Below are 19,104 nucleotides of genomic sequence, written 5' to 3'. Positions count from 1 at the left end.
AACTCTTGCGAAAGAAGTCTTTCAAGTCTAGAGTCGTCGACATGAAGATCGAGGACCCCCGAGCCATGCGCGCACTGGCGCACCCGTTGCGCTTCGCGCTGCTCGAGCGGCTCGCCATCGAGGGCGAGGCGACCGCGACGGAGCTCGCCGCGCTCACCGACTCGACGCCGTCGAACTGCTCCTTCCACCTGCGCACCCTGGCCGAGTTCGGCTATATCGAACGCGTGCCCGGGCACACCGGCCGGGACCGTCCGTGGCGGGTGGTCGACATTGAGCAGAGCTGGGACGACTACGGGCCCGATGAGGAGTCCACCGCCGCGGTGCGGGCCCTCGGGGCGACGTTCCTGGAGTGGGAGACCACCCGGGTCAGGGCCGCGCAGCACGTCCCGCCGCCCGAACGCTGGCAGGGCAACCTCTTCCAGTCCGGCGCCACCCTCTACGTGACGCCCGAGGAGGCCCGGGCGATCGGTGACGAGATCGGCGAGATCATCATGCGCCACGTGCCCCGCTGGAAGAACCCCGAGACGCGCCCCGAGGACGGCGCCCTGGTCCGGGTGTTCGCCACGAGCTACCTGGTGCCCGAGCCCGGGCAGCAGTCCGAGACAGCCGACGGAGCCCAGTCATGAAGGACGTCCTACGCATCGCCACGTTCCGCCGGCTCCTCGGGGCCTGGACCATCGGCAACCTCGCCGACAGTGCGCTCTTCCTCACGCTTGCGATCTGGGCGAAGGACCTCTCCGGAAGTTCCGGCGCGGCCGGACTGGTGTTCCTCGCCCTCGGTCTCCCGGCTCTCACCGCGCCTCTGCTCGGGCTGCTCGCCGACCGGGCCCGACGGCGGTCGCTGCTGATCGTGGCCAATCTCGCCGCCGCCGTGGTGGCCGCCTCCCTCGTGCTCGTCGACGGCGCGTCGGACCTCTGGATCATCTACGTCGTCGCGTTCGCGTACGGGGCGCTCGGGATCCTGAACGGCTCGGCCCAGTCCGGGTTGCTGCGCGACCTGCTTCCGGACGAGCACCTGGACAACGCGAACGCGCTGCTGTCCACGATTGATCAGGGGCTACGGATCGTCACCCCGGCGATCGGCGCAGGCCTGTACGTGCTGTGGGGCGGCGGTGCGCTCGGGCTGGGCGTTGCCGCGATCCTGGTTCTGACCGCACTCGCACTGCTCACCGTGCACGTCGTCGAGTCCGCGCCGGAATCGGCCGAGGAGCGGGCCGGGTTCTGGACCGAGGCGGCGGGCGGGTTCCGGCACGTTGCGAGCGTCCCGCTGCTCGCTCGGATCGTGATCGTCACGGCCATCGCGTTCGGTGTGCTGGGCGTGTTCGAGAGTGCCCTGTTCGAGGTGGTCGAGAAGGGCCTGGGTATGGAGGCCGCGTTCTTCGGGGTGTTGATGAGCATCCAGGGTGCGGCTGCGATCGTGGGCGGGTTGACCTCGGCGACGGCGTTGCGCCGGCTCGGGCCCGCGCGCACCGTGGGCGTCGCCCTGCTCGGGCTCGGCGTGGCGGCCTTCGGCCTGGCCGCGGATCTGCTGCCGATCCCGCTGCTCCCGGTGGCCGTGGTGGCGATCGCCATCTCCGGGATCAGCGTGCCGTGGCTGGTCGTCGCGCTCATCACCACCCGGCAGCGGCTCACCCCGCCCCGGCTGCAGGGCCGCACCGCAGCCGCGACGAACCTGGCGATGTCGTTGCCGCAGCTGGCCTCGATCGCAGCCGGTGCCGCGCTCATCACCGTGGTGGACTACCGACTGGTCATGGTCGCCGCCGGCGTGGTGCTGCTCGGCTGCGCCGCGGTGCTCCTGATCGGGCGGACCCAGACCCCTGCAGCGGCGGGGGAGACCGCGGACGAGGCCCCGGACCCCACGCCCGAGCCGACCGGGCCCGACGAACTGCCCGGGCTGGCGGCGTAGGATCGCTCCGGATCCCGTCCCCGATCAGGAGTTCAACCGATGTGCTATCCCGTTTCCTGTGCCAACTGCAACAAGACCACCTGGGCCGGGTGCGGTGACCACGTCGACGAGGCGCTGAACGGGGTGCCCGACGACCAGCGGTGCACCTGCCCGCGCACCTGAGAAATCCCCTTCCACGGGCGGCGCTCGCCCGGTACGGTGAATCGATGCGATACCCCGCCGCGCAGCCGTAACTCACCGTCCGCACCCTGACGGTCCGGGCGGTCGCCTTCCTGGCCACCCGGGAGGCCATCCCGTTCTACGCCGTCTACGCCCTCGCGATGTCCGACGGCGGACTCTCGGCCGCGCAGATCTCGTCCTTGTTCGTGGTGTGGTCGCTGACGTCGTTCGTGGCCGAGGTGCCCTCGGGTGCCTGGGCGGACACGGTCGATCGACGACGCCTGCTGGTGCTGAGCGGACTGCTCTACGCGGTCGCGTTCGGCCTGTGGCTGGCCTGGCCCGCGTATGCGGGCTACCTGATCGGTTTCGTCTGCTGGGGCGTCTCGTCTGCGCTGATGTCCGGCACCTTCGAGGCGTTGCTGTACGACCACCTGAACGCCACCGGCGCCGCCCATCGCTACGCCGCGATCAAGGGTCGCGCGCAGACCGCGGCGCTGCTCGCCACGCTCGCCGCGATGGCGGCCGCCGGGCTCCTCGTCAGCCTTGGCGGGTACGCCCTGGTGGGGGCGGTGAGTGTCGCGATGGCGCTCGTGCACACCGCCGTCGCAGCGGCGCTACCCCCGTCCCGGGCGGCGGCCCCGGCACCGACGGGCGACCACGCGTCGGCCGCCCCCGATGACCACCGCCCGGGCGAGCCCGAGCGCGAGACCCAGCAACCGCCGTCGGGCACCAAGGCACTGGCCGAGTACCTGGCGATGCTCAGGTCCGGGCTCGGCGAGGCCGTCCGAGTTCCGCGGGTACGCCGGGTCGCGGTGATCGCCGCAGCCATGCTTGGCCTGACCGCTTACGACGAGTACTTCCCGCTGCTGCTCGCCGAACACGGCTTCGCCGCGGACCGGATCCCCGTGCTGCTCGCGGTCATCGTGGCCGGGCAGGCGCTGGGCACCGCGCTCGCCGGCCGGACCACCGGGTGGAGCCAGCGCCGGATCGCGTGGCTGTACGGCACCGGAGCCGTCCTCATCGGTGTCGGCGCCCTGGCCGGGGGTCCGGCCGGGTTCGTGGCGATCGCGCTCGGGTACGGGGCGGTCAACAACGCGTTCCTCATCGGGGAGGCCCGCCTGCAGGAGAGCATCTCCGGGGCAGCACGGGCCACCGTGACCTCGGTGAGCGGCCTCGGGGCCGAGGTGTTCTCACTGGCGGTCTTCGCGTTCGTGGCCCTCGGGTCGACCTGGTGGTCGATCGTGACGGTCCTTGCCCTGCTGACGGTGCCGAGCCTGGCGACGGCGGTGCTTGCCCGTCGTTGGCTGCCGCCCCATCGACCGGCTTCCGTCCCGGCCGCCGACTGAGCGCAGCGTCCGCGGGAAGCGGTCGCACCGCCTCGGGCGTCACTGGACCATGAACAACTCCACCTCGTGGATGTCGACCTCCAGCACCCAGGTCCACCCGTCAGGTCGCCACCCTGGACCGGGCGGTGGGCCGGCGGTGCGCAACGTCCCGCGGCCGTGCGCGGCGGGTGTGAACTGATACTCGGCGCCGAGGTAGTGCGCGTAGAGTCCGGGCGGCCGCGACGCGGGCGCGGCCCAGACGTCGCCGAGGTCGGCCGATACGGGGGCAGCTGTGACCGAGGCCCGAGAGGGTCCTGCCGATGGCGTCGGGTCGGACCGAGTCACGGGCTCCGGCTCGCCAGCCGCCAGGAGCGCGCCCGGGTAGTACTCGTCGTCGCGCAGGGTCGCCTCGTCCAGACCGAGCGCAGCCACCAGGCCCGGCACCTCGAACGCCCAGTACCCCCAGTAGTGACGCTTCGGGATGAGGTCGTGCCCACCCCAGCCCCAGGTGCCCTTCCAGGCCGGGTACCACTTCGACAGGTAGCCGGCCACCTGCTTGCGTGCCTTCGCGAGATCCCGGGTGGCGATCGCCTGGTCCAGCGGCCCGACGATCCGGGGAAAGGCGAGTTCCGCACCGATCGGGTGCTGTGGCCGGCGGGTGGCGATGAGCCGGTCCAACAGTCTGTCGCCCCAGCCCAGTTCCACAGCCGCGACCACCCGGTCGAAGGTGTGATCGTCGACGTCGAACGTCAGGCCAAGGGTGACCAGCCAGAGCCACTGCCGGTAGAAGTCCTTGTTCCTGCCGACCTGGTACCGGGCCTTGAGCGTCTCCGGAGGAAGCGTCTGGCGGGCCAGTCGATCGGCTCGTTCGGCCGCTCGCAGGATCGCGTCGAACTCCTCGCGCAGGACCGCCGGGGAGGCTCCCTGCGAGTACAGCGCACTGAACCTGGCCCAGCGGTGCTTCATCGCGTCCCCGGCGGCGACGCCCAGGTGCTTGACGTCGCGCCACTCGTCGTCGGGCCTCCGCAGGCGGCGGTCGTCGGACTGGCAGGCCACCGCCTGGTGGACGACCAGATCGTCGAAGTAGGCCTCATCGGCCCTGGGGTCCCGAAGCACGCGCTGCGCGCCCAGGAACCGGCCCACCAGGAGCTGATCCGGCTCGCGTCCGGCCAGGTGCGCCCGGACCCGCAGCGGCTCGGGACCGGAGGACACGCTCTCGACCTCCCAGATCGTGCCCCGGTCGAGCAGCAGGACCTCGGCGGGATCGAAGGGGCCGGCCGCGACGGTCAGCGCGGCCGTCCCCGCCGGGATTGTCAGCTCCACCACGACCTCGGCCCCGGTCAGGTCGAGGTCCGGTGTCCGGCGATAGGTGCGCAGGTAGCTCGGTTCCCGGACCCGGCTGCCGATCCGAGCGTTCCGGTCGATGGCCGCGGTGCTCGTGACAGCGACGGCGTCGAGGGTCTGGGCCGCAGGGTGCTGGCGCAGTTCGGTGTCGAGTTCGTGGATCTGTGCGGCCCAGGCTTCGGTGATCCGGATCTCGCCGCGCAGCGTCGCATCGATCACCGGTCGGGCGAGTGGCCCGTAGCCGCTCAGGTCGCGCGCACGCTGCTCGGCCGCACGCCGCTCGTTCTCGAGCCGCTGGTAGGTGCCCGGGTTGAGGAAGCGGTCCAGGACGGTGGTGCTCTCGTACCGTTGCAACTGCGCGCCGACGCGGCCGGCGCCGGCCGGGTCCTCGACACCGAGCAGCGAGGCCACACCCTGCGCCGGCGCGATGCCTGCCGCCCGCAGTTCCTTGATCCGGCCGGTCCAGGGCCCGAGGTTCCGGTTCGCGTGGTGCGCCCGATCGGTGGCGGACCAGAGCAGTCCGCCCTTGTTCTCTTCGCCATCGAGGCCGTGGAAGAGGTAGCCCATCACCTTCCCGTCCAGCTCGACCGCCACGGCACAGACCGGTCCCCGGGCGTCCCGGGCGTAGAGATCGGGGTTGCCCGGCGCGGACTCCTGCGGCGGGTGGGGCGGCTGCGTCGAGGCCGGCGCGGTCAGCGAGCCGACCCCGGTGAGGGTGAATCCGGCACCCTGAGCGCCCTCGAGGGCACGGAAGGCCTCGGTGGTCACCGGCACGAACTGATAGGTGTCCGAGTCGGTGTCGATCAGGAGCAGGCGCAGCCCAGCCGCCCGCAGCTGGATGTCGACATCGACCAGCAGCGCGGGCACATACTGCCCGGCCTTGACACCTGCCCCGAGTTCAGTGATCACCCGGTCCTCGGTGCCGGAGTCCCAGGCCGGGGGAGTCAGCCCGAGATTGCCGCACGCCGTGTCGACGAAGCGGCGGACCTGCCCCGGATCGTCCTCACCCGACCAGTCGCACCAGCCGATCGTCACCGGGTACGGCGCCTGGCCCACCCCCAGCAGCAGCGTGATCGGGGCCGGCGCTTCGTCGGAGAAGTCGTCGGCCAGGTCCGGGTAGCTCTCGCCGAACTGCTCCGGTCCCACCTGTGCCAGGTACGCGCTGGCCTCGGCCAGCACCCGCCGACCCTGCTCGTTCAGTGCGACGGCTGCCAGGGTGTCGATGTCTGCCACGGCACGATCTTGGCAGGTCAGTCGAGTTCGGTGAGTCGCCCGGCGTCCAGCTGCCAGCGCCGGGTGGCCCGCACCTCGGCAAGCATCCGACGGTCGTGGGTGACCAGCAGCACGGTTCCCGCGAACGACTCCACGGCCTGTTCGAGCTGCTCGATGGCGGGCAGGTCCAGGTGGTTCGTCGGTTCGTCCAGGACCAGGAGATTCACGCCGCGGGCCTGTAGCAGGGCGAGCGCGGCGCGGGTGCGTTCGCCAGGGGAGAGGGACGCCGCCGGGCGGCGCACGTGCTCCCCGCCGAGTCCGAACTTCGCCAACAGGGTGCGCACGTCCGCCTCGGCCCAGTCCGGGACCAGCCGACCGAACAGCACCGGCACCGAATCGGGCTCGTCGAACAGGGCCCTGGCCTGGTCCACCTCACCGATCTCGACCCCGGAGCCCAGGGCCGCCCGCCCCGAGTCGGGCGCGATCCGCCCGAGCAGCAGGCCGAGCAGCGTGGTCTTGCCGGACCCGTTCGCCCCGGTGATGACGATCCGGTCCCCGGCGTCGACCTGCGCGGTCACCGGACCCAGCGTGAAGTCGCCACGGCGGACCACCGCCGCATCGAGTGTGGCCACCACGGACCCGGACCGGGACGCCGTGGCGATGGACATCTGCAGCTGCCACTCCTTGCGTGGCTCCTCGACCACCTCGAGGCGTTCGATCGCACGCTCGGACTGGCTGACCTTCGCGGCCTGCTTCTCCGACCGGGCGACCGCCGCGTTGATGATGTGCTTGTCGCCGTCCTTGGCCTTCTTGCGGGCGTTCCGCACGCCCTTGTCCACCCAGGTCTTCTGCGTCTGCGCCCGGGACTTGAGCGAGCCGAGGGTGTCCGCGTACTCCTCGTACGCCTCGCGTGCCCGTGCCCGGGCCACCTCACGCTCGGCCAGGTAGGCGTCATAGCTGCCGTCGAAGACGTTCACCTGACGCTGGGCCAGGTCCAGTTCGACGATCCCGGTGACCGTCCGGGCGAGGAACTCGCGGTCGTGGGAGACGATCACCATGGGCGCTCGCGAGCCACGCACGAACTGCTCCAGTCGGTCGAGGCCGGCCAGGTCGAGGTCGTTCGTCGGCTCGTCCAGCAGGAGCACGTCGTAACGCTGCAGCAGCAGCGCCGCGAGGCCCACCCGGGCCGCCTCGCCGCCCGAGAGTGACGTCATCTGCGCGTCGAGCGCGACCTTCAGGCCGATGTCGGCGGCCACGCTGGGTACTCGCTCATCCAGGTCGGCCCCGCCCAGACCCAACCACCGCTCCAGGGCGAGGCTATAGGCGTCGGCCCTTGCGCCGTCGTCGGGGTTGTCGGCCATGGCGTGAGCCGCCGCGTCCATCGCCACGCCGGCCCGGTCCACGCCGGTACGCCGACGCAGGAACGCCAGGATGTCCTCCCCGGCCAGTCGCTCGGGTTCCTGGACGAGGTGGCCGACGGTCGCCTGCGGGGGAGCGAGCACGGTGCGCCCGGTCAGCTCCGCCCCGCCGCTACTCGCAGGGTCTTCCGAGCGCGCCGCGAGCGCGGCCAGCAGGGTCGATTTCCCGGCCCCGTTCGCCCCGACGAGACCCCAGACGTCCCCTGGTGCGATCGTGAACGTGAGATCGGTGAACAGTTCGCGGGCGCCGTGGGCAGCACCGAACCCGATCACCTGGAGCGTGGCAGACATGATGGTCAGGGTATGCGGACGCGCCCGCGATGACCGAACCGATATTCAGCCGACCCGCAGCGGCGTCCCCTCCTCCGGGACCACCTCACCCGGCCGCGGGGGCGGCGGCGGGGTGCCCTCGCCGAACGGCCGGCCGCCGAGCTCCTCGCGGTGGTGCGGGGTGAGCCAGTTCGCCAGGTCCGGGCCCTTGGGCACGATCCGGTTCGGGTTCACGTCGGAGTGCACCACGTAGTAGTGCTCCTTGATCTGCGCGAAGTCGATGGTGTCCCCGAACCCGGGGGTCTGGAACAGGTCCCGGGCGTAGGCCCACAGCACCGGCATCTCGCTGAGCTTGGACCGGTTCGTCTTGAAGTGACCGTGGTAGACGGGGTCGAACCGGGCCAGGGTGGTGAACAGCCGCACGTCCGCCTCGGTGATCGTGTCCCCGACCAGGTAGCGCTGCGTGGCGAGCCGCTCGCTGAGCCAGTCCAGCCGCGCGAACAGGCGGTCGAAGGCGAACTCGTAGGAGCGCTGCGACCCGGCGAACCCGCACCGGTAGACACCGTTGTTCACATCGGCGTACACGAGCTGGGCGACCTCGTCGATCTCCTCGCGCAGCCGCTCCGGGTAGAGCTCGGGCGCGCCGTCGCGGTGGAATGCGGTCCACTCGGTGGACAGGTCCAGGGTCATCTGCGCGAAGTCGTTCGTGACCACCGCGCCGGTGGGGACGTCCACGATCGCCGGAACCGTGATCCCACGCGGGTAGTCCGGGGTGCGCTTGAAGTACGCCTCCTGCAGTCGCTCGATGCCGAGCACCGGGTCCACCCCGCCGGGATCGAGGTCGAACGTCCACGACCGGACATCGTGGGTGGGCCCGCACATCCCCATGGACAGGGCGTCCTCGAGGCCGAGCAGGCGGCGCACGATGATCGCCCGGTTGGCCCAGGGGCAGGCCCGGGCCACCACGAGCCGGTACCGCCCGGCCTCGACCGGGTAGCCGTCACGGCCGTCCGCCGTGATCCGGGTCTCGATGTAGGTGGTGTCGCGCGTGTACTCCTGGCCGGGCAACACGTAGGAGCCCTGTTGGTCCTCGCTCATGTCCGTCACTCTAGCTACGGCATCTTGCCGATGCCCAGGCCGGCGAGTGGAGTCCGAGTGTGCACACGCGTCGTTCCATGACGGCATCACCCTGGTGGTGTCCTTCGGCGCCGATACCCTGACAGGACGCGGACGAGAGGACTCTTCATGACCGGCATGACTTCCTTGCTCCAGGTGACGTACAACTCTCGTGCACTCGGCGGACTGCCGACGGCGGACGGTGGCGTCGTAGCATCCGGAATCCTCTACCGGTCGGATGCTCTTTCCACCCTCAACGAGGCAGGGCTTCAGGCACTCTCCGATCAGCGGATCGGCACGATCATCGATCTCCGCACCGACGGCGAGCGGGCACGGGCGGCTGACCTGCTCCCCTCCGACGGCAGTGTGCGGCTGGTTCCGCTGCCCGTGCAGGGAGGCGCGATGGACGAGATGGTGCAGAAGTTGTTGCCCTCCAGCGAGGACGCCGGGTTGTCCGAGGACCAGATATCGGCGCTCGCGGAGACGGTGCCCACGTTGGAGGATCTGTACGTTGCGATCCTGGGCAGCAGTGCGACGCAGTTCGTTGAGCTGGGGCGTGCGGTGGTGGCGGCTTCGGGCTCTGCGCGGCCAGGTGTGCTGTTCCACTGCACGGCCGGTAAGGACCGCACCGGCATCGCGGCGGCGCTGCTTCTGCTCGTCGCGGATGTGTCTCGCGACGAGATCGTCGAGGACTACACCCAGACGGGTGGGAACCTCGCCGGCGGCTTCGCTGAAAGCCTCACCGCGCTCATCACGAGCCTCGGTGTTCCACTCACGCCGCGTCTGAAGACTCTTGCGACGGAATCGCCTGCGTCTGCGATCGAAGCGGCACTGGACTGGATCTCGTCAGAACACGGCGACGTCACGGGCTACCTGCGCACCGGAGGCATGACCCCGGATGAGATTGACGGACTCAAGCGCGTGCTCCGCGGCGCGTAGGGCTGGTCCGCCTCAGCGAGACCGGAGAACCTCATGACCTGCCTCTCTTGGGCGAGGCTGGTCTGGCGTGGCCGTTGCGGGCGGTCCGTCTGAGCGTCAGGTGACCGGCACCTCGGCGAGCCGCGTGAACGCCACGGCCTCCTGCTCGACGTACCGGCGGGCCCTGGATGTCAGCAGCGCCCGCACGAGCCCGGCCAGCGGGCCCTGCCAGGCGAGTCCCAGCACGAGCACGGTGTCGCCCGAGCCGTCGTCACGCACCTCGTGCGTGCCGACCGTGCGCACGCCGGGCGACTCGGCGACCCAGTCGAAGGCCCGGCCCGGGAGCCACCGGGTGAGCTCGTAGGTGGCCGGCGGGAGCCCGGGCTGGCGCACCCGGAACCGGGCGCCGACGCCGACCTCGGCGCCCGGGTCGGCGCGCTGGACCGAATCGACGGTGGGCAGCATCTCGGCCCACCGGTCCAGGTCGCCGACGAGGCGCCAGACCCGCTCGGGCGGCGCGGCGATGCGCGTCTCGACGGTGATGTTCGGGTCAGACATGGTCAAGCCTTCCTGTGGGGCTCGGGCGCCGGGAGGTCGGCGACCGCGAGGTCGATGAAGAGCTCCATGGCGGCGTCGGCCCCCTCGAAGTCGCCGGTGACGAGCGCGTCGTGGAGGAGTCCGCGGGTGGTACCGAGGCCTAGCCGGGCCCGCGCCTGCGCCTGCGCGGGGTCGGACCCGGCCCGGACGAGCATGGCCGTGATCGGCTCCAGCCACGGCTCGACGAGGCTGGTGCGCAGCCCCGCGGCATGGCCCCGACCCTGCATCGCGTGCGCGGAGAGCTCGAAGAAGAACGGCCCGTAGCTCCGGGCCGCGGACGACACCTCCGACCAGAACTGCCTGATCCAGTCGCCCGGCGCGGCGTCCTCGGCCATGAGCGCGGCGAGGGTGCTCCGCTGCTCGGCCTCGACGGCGGCCACCACCTCGGCGAGAAGGCCCTCGCGGGAGCCGAAGTGATAGATGAGCATGCGGTGGCTGGTGCCGATCGCGGCCGCGATGGCGCGCAGGCTCTGGTCGCCGACGCCGGTGCGCGCGAAGTGTTCGATCGCCGCGCGGAGCAGCCGGTCCCGCCCTGTCATCGCCATGTACCAAATGGTACAAACGGTGCCGCTGTCCGGCAAGGGGCCGTCCGCCTTCGGTGCACTGGTCGCCGGTCCGCTCCGTCCTAGTAGCGTGGGTCCTATCCCCACACGTTCCGCCAAGGAGTTCCGCGTGAGCCTGCTGCTCGTCCCGGCCCCCACCCACCTCGAGACCCGCCCCGGTGACGGGTTCGTCTTCACCGAGAACACGGCGCTGGTCGCGCCGCCGGGGGTGGCCCGGTACGCCGCGCGGCTGCTCGGCCTCGGCCTGGACGCCGACGGCGATGCCTCCGACACCGTCGAGCTCACCCTGGGTGCGCAGCCCGGTGAGGCGTACACGCTCACCGTCGACGCCGACCGGATCCTCATCGAGGGCAGCACCGCCGGACTCGTCCGCGGGCTGGCCACCCTGGCCCAGCTGCGCGTGCGCGCCGCCGACGGCGCCGTCCCGGCGCTGCGGATCGAGGACGCCCCACGGTTCGCCCGCCGAGGGCTCATGATCGATGTGGTCCGGCACTTCTTCGGGGTGCCGACGCTGCGCCGGGTCATCGACCTGATGGCCGCCTACAAGCTGAACGTGCTGCACCTGCACCTCACCGACGACCAGGGCTGGCGCTTCGAGTCGGCGAGCCGCCCGGAACTGACCGAGCAGTCCAGCGGCACCGCCGTCGACGGCGCTGCCGGCGGCCACCTGAGCGCCGCGGATCTGGCCGGCCTCACCGAGTACGCGGCCCAGCGCGGTATCGAGGTGGTCGGCGAGATCGACCTGCCCGGGCACACCAACGCGGCCCTGCACGCCGTGCCCGAGCTCAACTCCAGCGGCGTCGCGACCGAGGTCTACACGGGCACCGAGGTGGGCTTCTCGCAGCTCACCCTCGCCCTGCCGGCCACCACCGGCTTCCTGACCGACGTGATCGGGGACCTGGCGGCGCTCACCCCGGGCCCGTACCTGCACATCGGCGGCGACGAGGTGCACACCATGGAGCGCGACGAGTACGTCGAGTTCATCGAGGCCGCGGCGGCGCTCACGGTCGCCGCCGGCAAGGCCCCGATCGTCTGGGGCGAGGGCGCGGTGGCGGACCTGCCCGAGGGCGCCCTGGTGCAGTTGTGGGACACGAACTCGGACCCGGCGCCGATCGCGGCCGCGGCCCAGCGCGGCATCGGCGTGATCCTGAGCCCGGCCAAGCACGTGTACCTGGACATGAAGTACCACGACGGCTACCCGCTCGGCCTGGACTGGGCCGGCACCGTCGGCGTCCGGGACAGCTACGACTGGGACCCCGAGCAGTACCTGCCCGGCGTGGACCCGGCCGCGATCGTGGGCGTCGAGGCCGCCCTGTGGACCGAGACGATCCTCACCGAGGAGGACCTGTTCACGATGCTGCTGCCGCGGCTGGCCGCCGTCGCGGAGGTGGCCTGGTCCGCCCAGTCCGACCGGGACTGGGAGACGTTCGCGCCGCGCCTGGCCGCCCAGGAACCGTTCTGGGGCGCCGCCGGGTACCCCCACGACGCGGACGCGCTCGCGCCGGTCGGCTGATCCGCCGTCCCCGGTGGGCGTGACCCACCGGGGAGCGGAACCGACCCGCGCGAGCGAGCGGACGCCGTCGGGCCTCAGCCGGCCCGGCCCACGCCCGAGGCGAGATCACCGAAGAACGCGGTGACGTCGTCGACGATCACCCGCGGCGCCTCGTGCGCCGTGTAGTGCCCGGGCACGTCGAACACGTGCCAGCGCACGATCGCGGCGTGGTCGCGGTCGGCGAACCGGCGGATCGAGAGGAAGTCCTTCGCGCCGGCCGCCAGCGCCGTCGGCGTGGTGGTGGGCCCGGTGGGCCTGGCATCGGCGGCCATCTCCCGGTACATCCGGATCGACGACCCGCTGGTGCCGGTGAGCCAGTAGACCGCCGCATTCGCGACCACGAACTCCGCATCCAGTCCCACCAGGAGCTGCCCGTTCCAGCCGAGCAGGCCGACGGGGGAGTCGGCGAGGGCGTGCGCCAGCGTCTGCGGGGCCTGGGTCTGGAGCACGTTGAAGGCGCCCATGTTCTCCCAGAACCAGCTCAGCCGTTCCATGCCGGCCTGCTCCTCGGGCGTCAGGTCCGCCAGCTCGGCCGGGTCGCCGGACGGGAACGAGAACAGCTGGGTGACGTGCACGCCGATGACCGACTCGGGGGCGAGCCGGCCCACCTCGGGCGAGATCATCGACCCCGCGTCGTTGCCCACCGCCCCGTAGCGGTCGTAGCCGAGGCGGCCCATGAGCTCCACCCAGGCGGCCGCGATGCGCTGCACGCCCCAGCCGCGCTCGGTGGTGGGCCCGGAGAAGCCGAACCCGGGCAGCGACGGGATGACCAGGTCGAACCCGGCCGCGACGAGCGGGTCGATCACGTCCAGGTACTCCAGGACCGAGCCCGGCCAACCGTGCGTGAGGATCAGCGCGGTGGCGTCCGGGCGGGGTGAGCGCACGTGCAGGAAGTGGATGCGCTGCCCGTCGATCTCGGTGGTGAACTGCGGGTAGGCGTTCAGCCGGGCCTCGAGCGCGCGCCAGTCGAACGAGGTGCGCCAGTACTCGGCCCACTCGCGCACCTGGGCCAGGCTGGTGCCGTACTCGGAGCCGGATCCCTCGATCTCGTCCGCCCAGCGGGTCCGCGCCAACCGGTCCGCGAGGTCGTCGAGGTCTGCTTGGGGGATGTCGATCGTGGTGGGGGTGATCTCGGACATGGGTCGGGCCTTCCATTCGGGGTTGCGGCCGAGGAACCGGAGCAGTTCGTCGGCGGGGTCCGCGCTGGCGCCGGGCACGACCGGGGCATAGGCGCCCCAGGCCCGCAGCGGCTCCACGAGCGCGTGGGCGGTGGGAAGCAGTGCCGCCGCCAGGTCCGCCGTGAGCGGGCTGGGCGCGCCGATCGCCATCGCGACGTCCCAGGCGTGCACCGCGGCGTCCAGCGCCGCCGCGCCGACCGCGAGCTCCGCGCTCATCGGTCCCTGGGGGAGCGGGTTCGGGACCTCCTCGGTGCCCGGTGCCACTGCGGCGAACGCCGTCGCGGAGGCCTCGGTGGCCGCGGTCACCTCGGCGACCGGGTCCGCCGCGCGAGTGGCCGACGGCGAGAACGGGTCCTCGGTCGGGCCGCCGGTTCCGGTGAGGGCCGCGGCGTAGGCCCGCTGGTCGCCCGTCGCGTGGGTGAGGACCTGGGCCACGGTCCAGTCCTGGCACGGGGTGGGGGGCGTCCCACAGCTCGGCCGGGGACTCGCTCGCTGCGGTGGCAGCGTTCCGCAGCGCGGTGTGGGCTTGCGTGAGAACGGTCCAGGTGGTGGTGGCCGGTGCGGTCATCTGACTCTCCTCAAGGTTGGAACGGAATGATTTGTTCCGCATGATTGAAGTGTAACGGAACGCTCCGTTCCGCACAAGAGGTAAGGTGTGGTTATGGATCAGACCCCCACCCCCGCCCTCAGCGGCCGGCGCGCCCAGGCCGCTCGCAACGACGGACTCATCCTGCTCGCCGCGCGCACCGTGTTCCTGCGGGACGCGGCCGCACCCATGGCGGCGGTCGCGAAGGAGGCGGGCGTCGGCATCAGCGCCCTCTACCACCGCTACGAGGGCAAGGAGGACCTGCTCCGCCGGCTTTGCGCGGACGGGCTCGAGCGGTTCGCCGAGATCGCGCAGGCGTGCCTGGACGCGGGCACGGACCCGTGGACCACGTTCACGGAGTTCGTCACCGGCATCATCGACGCCGACGTGCACGCCCTGACCGTGAACCTGGCCGGTACGTTCACGCCGTCGGAGGACCTGGGGCAGCTCGCCCGGGAGGCCTCAGCGCTCGGGGTGCGGATCTTCGAGGCGGCCCGCGACGCCGGGGTGCTGCGCCCCGGGCTCGTGGCCGAGGACCTGACGCTGCTCTTCGACCAGGTCACCGCGGTGCTCGGGGTGGACCCCGAGCGCACCCAGGCCCTGCGCAGGAGGTACCTGACCATCTGGTTCGACGGCATCGCCGGCGACGGCGCACCGGCGGGCGCCACCGGCCGCGGCGCCGCCGACCTCCCTGGGCCGGGGCCGACGCCCGAGGAGGTCGGGCGGCGCTGGGTGCCGCGGGTCTGACGGGCGTCCCGCGGTGCGGCCCACGCACGCCCCGCGCTAGGCTGAACGACCGTGACCAGCTACCCCGCAAACGTCCCCGCACACTCCCTCTCCGACGGATCGACCATCCCGCAGCTCGGGTTCGGCGTCTGGCAGGTTCCCGATGACGAGGCGCACACCGCCGTCGCCGAGGCCCTGCGCGTCGGCTACCGCCTGATCGACACGGCCGCCGCCTACGGGAACGAGGCCGGCGTGGGCCGCGCGCTCGCCGAGTCCGGTCTCGGCCGCGACGAGGTGTACGTGACCACCAAGCTGAACAACCCGGACCAGGGCTACGACTCCACCCTGCGCGCCTACGACGTCAGCCTCGCCAGGCTCGGCCTGGAGACCGTCGATCTGTACCTGATCCACTGGGCCGCGCCCGCGTGGGACCAGTACTCGGACACCTGGAAGGCGTTCGTGACCCTCCTGAACGAGGGCCGGGTCCGCTCCATCGGCGTCTCGAACTTCCAGATCCCGCACCTCGAGCGGATCATCGGCGAGACCGGCGTCACCCCGGTGCTGAACCAGGTCGAGTCCCACCCGTACCTGCAGCAGAACGAGCTCAAGGCGTTCCACGCCGAGCACAACATCGCGACCGAGGCATGGTCGCCGCTGGGCTCCGGGCGTGGCCTGCTCGAGGACCCGGTGTTCGCCGAGATCGCCGCCGCGCACCAGGTCACCCCGGCCCAGGTGGTCCTCGCCTGGCACCTTGCCGTCGGCAACGTGGTGATCCCGAAGTCCGTGACGCCGTCCCGGATCGCGGAGAACCTCGCCGCCGCCGACGTGCGCCTCTCCGGCGACGACCTCGCCCGGATCGCCGAGCTCGACCGCAACCACCGCTACGGCGGCAACCCGGACAACGTGACCTGGGGCAAGCCCGCGCACCTCGCCTGAGCAGCCCCGCCGTCGCCTCCTCGTAGGCAGACGCACCGACCGCCGTCGGCCCGCCTTTCATGCCGGGCCGACGGCGGTCGCTGCGTTCTGCGGGGTGGTCGCCTCCGGTCCCGGGGCGAGGATCGAGCGTGCGCCTAGCATGGTCGTCCGTGTCGACCATCTATGCCTACGGGCCCCTCGGAGCAGGACACGTCAATCCCACCCTCGGGGTGGTGACCGAACTCGTCCGGCGGGGCCACGACGTGACGTACTGGGCGCCTCGCATGTTCGAGGACCGGATCGCCGAGACCGGTGCTCGGTTCGAGCCGGTCACCTCCACCTGGGAACGCATCGGCGGTGGGCCGCCGCAGATGCACGGCAAGGAACTGATCCGGGCGATGGGGCTGCTGCTGGACGAGACCGCCGCCATGGTCCCCGCGCTCGCCGATGCACCGGCCCCGGACCTCGTGCTGCACGACGGGACCCTGGCCTGGTGGGGCAGGGTGCTCGCGCACCAGTGGCAGGTGCCGGCAGTGGAGACGTGGCCCAACTTCGTGGGCAACGAGCACTGGTCGATGAACGCCTACACCAGGATCAACCCGGTCGACCCGCGGTTCCTGTGGCAGATGATCCGGATCGCGAGGTACCTGCGCGGTCAGGGCATCGGTGACGTGGGCGCATTCATGCAGGGCAGATCGGCGGCGGCGAGGCTGGTCACGATCCCGCGGGCGTTCCAGTTCGCGGGCGAGACCTTCGAGGGTTGGGACTTCATCGGGCCGGGCCTGACCGAGCGGGAGTTCCAGTCCGACTGGACGCCTCCGACGGGTGGCGATCCGGTCGTGCTGGTCTCCCTCGGCACCGCCTACAACGACCGGCCCGACTTCTTCCGGATGATGGTCGACTCGGCCGCCGACCGCCGCTGGCACATGGTGCTCGCGATCGGTGACCAGGTCGACCCCGGCCTCTTCGAGGACGCCCCGGACAACGTGGAGATCCACGAGCGGGTGCCGCAACTGGCGGTGCTGCGTCACGCCGACGCGTTCGTGACCCACGCCGGCATGGGCAGCACGATGGAGGCCATCCAGTACCGGGTCCCGATGGTGGCGCTCCCACAGATGGCGGAGCAGCGGGCCAACGCCGACCGGATCGCCGAGCTCGGACTCGGCCGGACCCTCAGCCCGCAGCGACTCGATGCGGATACCGTCTGGGCGGCCATCGACGCGGTGGCCGGAGACGACGTCGTGCGCGACGCTCTCGCCCGGATGCGCGACGAGAGCGTCGCCGCCGGGGGCGCGACACGGGGGGCCGATGTGATCGACCGGGTGCTGACCGGGACCTGATGGGCGCCGCGCCGATCACGGCTGGCGGTCGGTCTGCGCCGCACCGGTCTCGGGGTCGTAGGGATAGGAGAGGTGCTGGTGCACCAGTTCCCACTCACCTCGGCGTCGCTGGAAGATCCGGGTGCCGCGTGACCAGCTCGCCTGCTCGCCGTCCGGCCCGCGGATGCCCATCCGGTTGAGCCCCCACGCGACGGCCAGGTCGCCCTCGGTGAGGATCGTGAGGTCGGGGACGGTCCACACCGGCGTGCTGGCCCCGGCGGCTTCCAGGCCGGTTCGGCAGACCTCCCGGACGGCCGGCAGCCCGACGTGCTGGAGTGGCTGGTCGTGCTCGTAGGAGACCACGTCCTCGGCGATGTGGGCCATCAGGCCGTCCAGGTCCTTGGCCGGGGTGCGATCGAACCAGTCCTCGTGGATCCGGCGCAGCTCGCGCTCATCGGCACCGGCCACGTCGGTGGCGTCGGGCACCGGGTCGGGCGCGGACGGGAAGGAGTGGTGCTCATGGGCGACGATCCACCGGCCCTGCTCCTTACGCAGTCCGATGGTGAGCCGAAGCAGGTTCTGCGGGTCCGCGGCGAGCTCGGCGGGCGTCCCACAACGAACGAGTGCGGATGCGTAGGCGACGTCGTCCCCGGCCGTGACCTCCAAGGACGTGAGTTCGAAGGAGGCGCCGCTGCGCTGCCACTCGAAGAACGGTGGCCAGACGTCGCGGTAGGCCCGGAGCCCGCGAGGACCCTGGCTGGGCGGTGGCACGTCGAACATCGTGACGTCGTCGGAATGGTCCGCGAGGACCGCGTCGAGGTCGCCGCGGTGGACCGCCACGGCCCACCTCTCGATGAGATCTCTGATCTGCACTTCGTCGGTGTGCATGGTTGTCCCTGCCCGTCACTGGGTGGTGGTGCTGTCACCTCTTCCAACCCGGGGACGACGGTGAACTCATCGGTGCCGCGACGATCGGTCCGGGAGATCCAGAGGGAGACCGAAGAGCGGGAACAACTCGGGGGAGAGGAAGGACACGACGCCGGCCACCATGGGGCCGCGCAGGGTCAGGACGTCCAGGCCGGCTGCGGCGTAGCGAGTCCCGGCCGGTTCGCGCAGGTAGGTGCCGAAGGCGAGCTGCCCGTTCGCGGCCGCCGGTAGGAACCGCCAGCGCCCGGGGGCGGCCACGGCGAGGAACGTCCGGATGTCCTCGTGTCCCCGGTACCACCGTGGCAGGGGCGGCATCGAGTAGGTCGCGTCGTGCGTGAGCATCGCGACGATGGCGTCGACATCACCGGACTCCCACGCGGCCGTGTACCGCGCGGCGACCTCGCGCAGCGCATCGGTGCCGATGTCGGCGTAGGTGGTCTGCTGGGTACCCTCCGGGAGGGTGGTGAGCGCACCCCGGGCGCGCTGGAGTGCGCTGTTGACGGCGGCGACCGTGGTTCCCAGCAGGTCGGCGACCTCTGCGGCTCTGAAGTCGAGGACGTCGCGCAGCAGGAGCACCGCCCGCTGGCGTGCCGGCAGGTGCTGGAGGGCGGCGACGAAGGCGAGCTCGACGCTCTCCCGGGCCAGGGTGCGCGCCTCCGGGCCGAGTTCGGCCGCCCACCCCAGTCGCGCGTCAGGGTAGGGCTCGAGCCAGGCAGTCTCGGCGACGGGCGCATGCCCCGGGCTCAGGTCGGTCGGCAGTTCGCGGCGTGCGCGGCGCGCGATGAAACTCAGGCACCGGTTCGTCGCGATGGTGCACAGCCACGCCCGCAACGACCCACGGTCCTGGTACCTCGGGAGGCTGCGCCAGGCCCGGACCAGGGTCTCCTGCACGATGTCCTCGGCGTCATGGACGGACCCGAGCATGCGGTAGCTATGCGTGTGGAGCTCGGCGAGCGTGGGGCCGACCAGCCGGGCGAACGCGTCCTCGTCACCCGCGCGAGCCCGGGCCAGGTCCGAAGGATCGCGCGCCCGGTCCGGCCCATTGCCCTCCAGGCGGCTCATGGTCGCCAGTA

The 19,104-nt window shown here is 71.7% G+C and carries 17 protein-coding genes; 9 read left to right on the top strand and 8 right to left on the bottom strand.

Going from position 1 to position 19,104, the window contains the following annotated elements:
• Positions 1-41 precede the first annotated feature (41 nt).
• The 4 genes from KCQ71_RS11235 (at position 42) to KCQ71_RS11225 (ending at position 3,411) form a co-directional block, all read left to right on the top strand.
• Positions 42-626, top strand: coding sequence for an ArsR/SmtB family transcription factor (locus KCQ71_RS11235; RefSeq protein ID WP_223405829.1), 585 nt, complete (start codon positions 42-44; stop codon positions 624-626).
• Positions 623-1,906, top strand: coding sequence for an MFS transporter (locus KCQ71_RS11230; RefSeq protein WP_223405827.1), 1,284 nt, complete (start codon positions 623-625; stop codon positions 1,904-1,906). The genes KCQ71_RS11235 and KCQ71_RS11230 overlap by 4 nt, the downstream gene beginning before the upstream one ends.
• A gap of 39 nt (positions 1,907-1,945) precedes the next feature.
• Positions 1,946-2,068 carry a DUF8730 family Cys-rich protein gene (locus KCQ71_RS27970; RefSeq protein ID WP_504739600.1) on the top strand — a complete coding sequence of 41 codons (123 nt, stop codon included), beginning with the start codon at positions 1,946-1,948 and terminating at the stop codon, positions 2,066-2,068.
• A 158-nt stretch (positions 2,069-2,226) separates the two neighbouring features.
• Positions 2,227-3,411, top strand: coding sequence for an MFS transporter (locus KCQ71_RS11225; RefSeq protein WP_249422805.1), 1,185 nt, complete (start codon positions 2,227-2,229; stop codon positions 3,409-3,411).
• A 39-nt stretch (positions 3,412-3,450) separates the two neighbouring features.
• Here KCQ71_RS11225 and KCQ71_RS11220 read toward each other — a convergent pair whose 3' ends face one another.
• The 3 genes from KCQ71_RS11220 to KCQ71_RS11210 are packed head-to-tail and all read right to left on the bottom strand — an operon-like array spanning position 3,451 to position 8,732.
• Entirely contained in the window at positions 3,451-5,967 is a 2,517-nt protein-coding gene (locus KCQ71_RS11220; RefSeq protein ID WP_223405824.1) for a DUF6630 family protein, read from the bottom strand.
• Between the two features lie 17 nt (positions 5,968-5,984).
• Positions 5,985-7,655, bottom strand: a complete 1,671-nt coding sequence (locus tag KCQ71_RS11215) for an ABC-F family ATP-binding cassette domain-containing protein (RefSeq protein ID WP_223405822.1) — start codon at positions 7,653-7,655, stop codon at positions 5,985-5,987.
• 45 nt (positions 7,656-7,700) lie between these two features.
• Positions 7,701-8,732 (bottom strand): glutathione S-transferase family protein, encoded by a 1,032-nt coding sequence (locus KCQ71_RS11210; protein WP_223405820.1) that lies wholly within the window; start codon positions 8,730-8,732, stop codon positions 7,701-7,703.
• Positions 8,733-8,879: 147 nt separating this feature from the next.
• Here KCQ71_RS11210 and KCQ71_RS11205 point away from each other — a divergent pair, with 147 nt between their 5' ends.
• A complete protein-coding gene (locus KCQ71_RS11205) occupies positions 8,880-9,689 on the top strand; it encodes a tyrosine-protein phosphatase (protein WP_223405818.1) in 810 nt (269 codons plus the stop codon).
• A 96-nt stretch (positions 9,690-9,785) separates the two neighbouring features.
• Here KCQ71_RS11205 and KCQ71_RS11200 read toward each other — a convergent pair whose 3' ends face one another.
• Positions 9,786-10,226 (bottom strand): SRPBCC family protein, encoded by a 441-nt coding sequence (locus KCQ71_RS11200; RefSeq protein WP_223405816.1) that lies wholly within the window; start codon positions 10,224-10,226, stop codon positions 9,786-9,788.
• Between the two features lie 2 nt (positions 10,227-10,228).
• Complete coding sequence (locus tag KCQ71_RS11195) at positions 10,229-10,810, bottom strand: TetR/AcrR family transcriptional regulator (protein ID WP_223405814.1); 582 nt, start codon at positions 10,808-10,810, stop codon at positions 10,229-10,231.
• A gap of 127 nt (positions 10,811-10,937) precedes the next feature.
• Between KCQ71_RS11195 and KCQ71_RS11190 the strand changes: the two genes are divergently transcribed.
• Entirely contained in the window at positions 10,938-12,341 is a 1,404-nt protein-coding gene (locus KCQ71_RS11190) for a beta-N-acetylhexosaminidase (RefSeq protein ID WP_223405812.1), read from the top strand.
• A gap of 74 nt (positions 12,342-12,415) precedes the next feature.
• Here the strand turns inward: KCQ71_RS11190 and KCQ71_RS11185 are convergent, their stop codons facing one another.
• Complete coding sequence (locus tag KCQ71_RS11185; RefSeq protein WP_308116627.1) at positions 12,416-13,993, bottom strand: alpha/beta fold hydrolase; 1,578 nt, start codon at positions 13,991-13,993, stop codon at positions 12,416-12,418.
• A 226-nt stretch (positions 13,994-14,219) separates the two neighbouring features.
• Between KCQ71_RS11185 and KCQ71_RS11180 the strand changes: the two genes are divergently transcribed.
• The 3 genes from KCQ71_RS11180 (at position 14,220) to KCQ71_RS11170 (ending at position 17,125) form a co-directional block, all read left to right on the top strand.
• Complete coding sequence (locus KCQ71_RS11180; RefSeq protein ID WP_223405810.1) at positions 14,220-14,891, top strand: TetR/AcrR family transcriptional regulator; 672 nt, start codon at positions 14,220-14,222, stop codon at positions 14,889-14,891.
• A gap of 51 nt (positions 14,892-14,942) precedes the next feature.
• Positions 14,943-15,806, top strand: a complete 864-nt coding sequence (locus tag KCQ71_RS11175) for an aldo/keto reductase (RefSeq protein WP_223405808.1) — start codon at positions 14,943-14,945, stop codon at positions 15,804-15,806.
• A gap of 149 nt (positions 15,807-15,955) precedes the next feature.
• Positions 15,956-17,125: a macrolide family glycosyltransferase gene (locus KCQ71_RS11170; protein WP_223405806.1), complete on the top strand. Its 1,170-nt coding sequence runs from the start codon at positions 15,956-15,958 to the stop codon at positions 17,123-17,125.
• A gap of 15 nt (positions 17,126-17,140) precedes the next feature.
• Here KCQ71_RS11170 and KCQ71_RS11165 read toward each other — a convergent pair whose 3' ends face one another.
• Both KCQ71_RS11165 and KCQ71_RS11160 read right to left on the bottom strand, forming a co-directional pair.
• Positions 17,141-17,992 carry a YybH family protein gene (locus tag KCQ71_RS11165; protein ID WP_223405804.1) on the bottom strand — a complete coding sequence of 284 codons (852 nt, stop codon included), beginning with the start codon at positions 17,990-17,992 and terminating at the stop codon, positions 17,141-17,143.
• Positions 17,993-18,058: 66 nt separating this feature from the next.
• Positions 18,059-19,093 (bottom strand): sigma-70 family RNA polymerase sigma factor, encoded by a 1,035-nt coding sequence (locus tag KCQ71_RS11160; protein WP_223405802.1) that lies wholly within the window; start codon positions 19,091-19,093, stop codon positions 18,059-18,061.
• Positions 19,094-19,104 lie beyond the last annotated feature (11 nt).

It is taken from the genome of Occultella gossypii, assembly GCF_019947135.1.
Lineage (GTDB): Bacteria > Actinomycetota > Actinomycetes > Actinomycetales > Beutenbergiaceae > Occultella > Occultella gossypii.
This window is presented reverse-complemented; position numbering and strand designations above follow the sequence as displayed.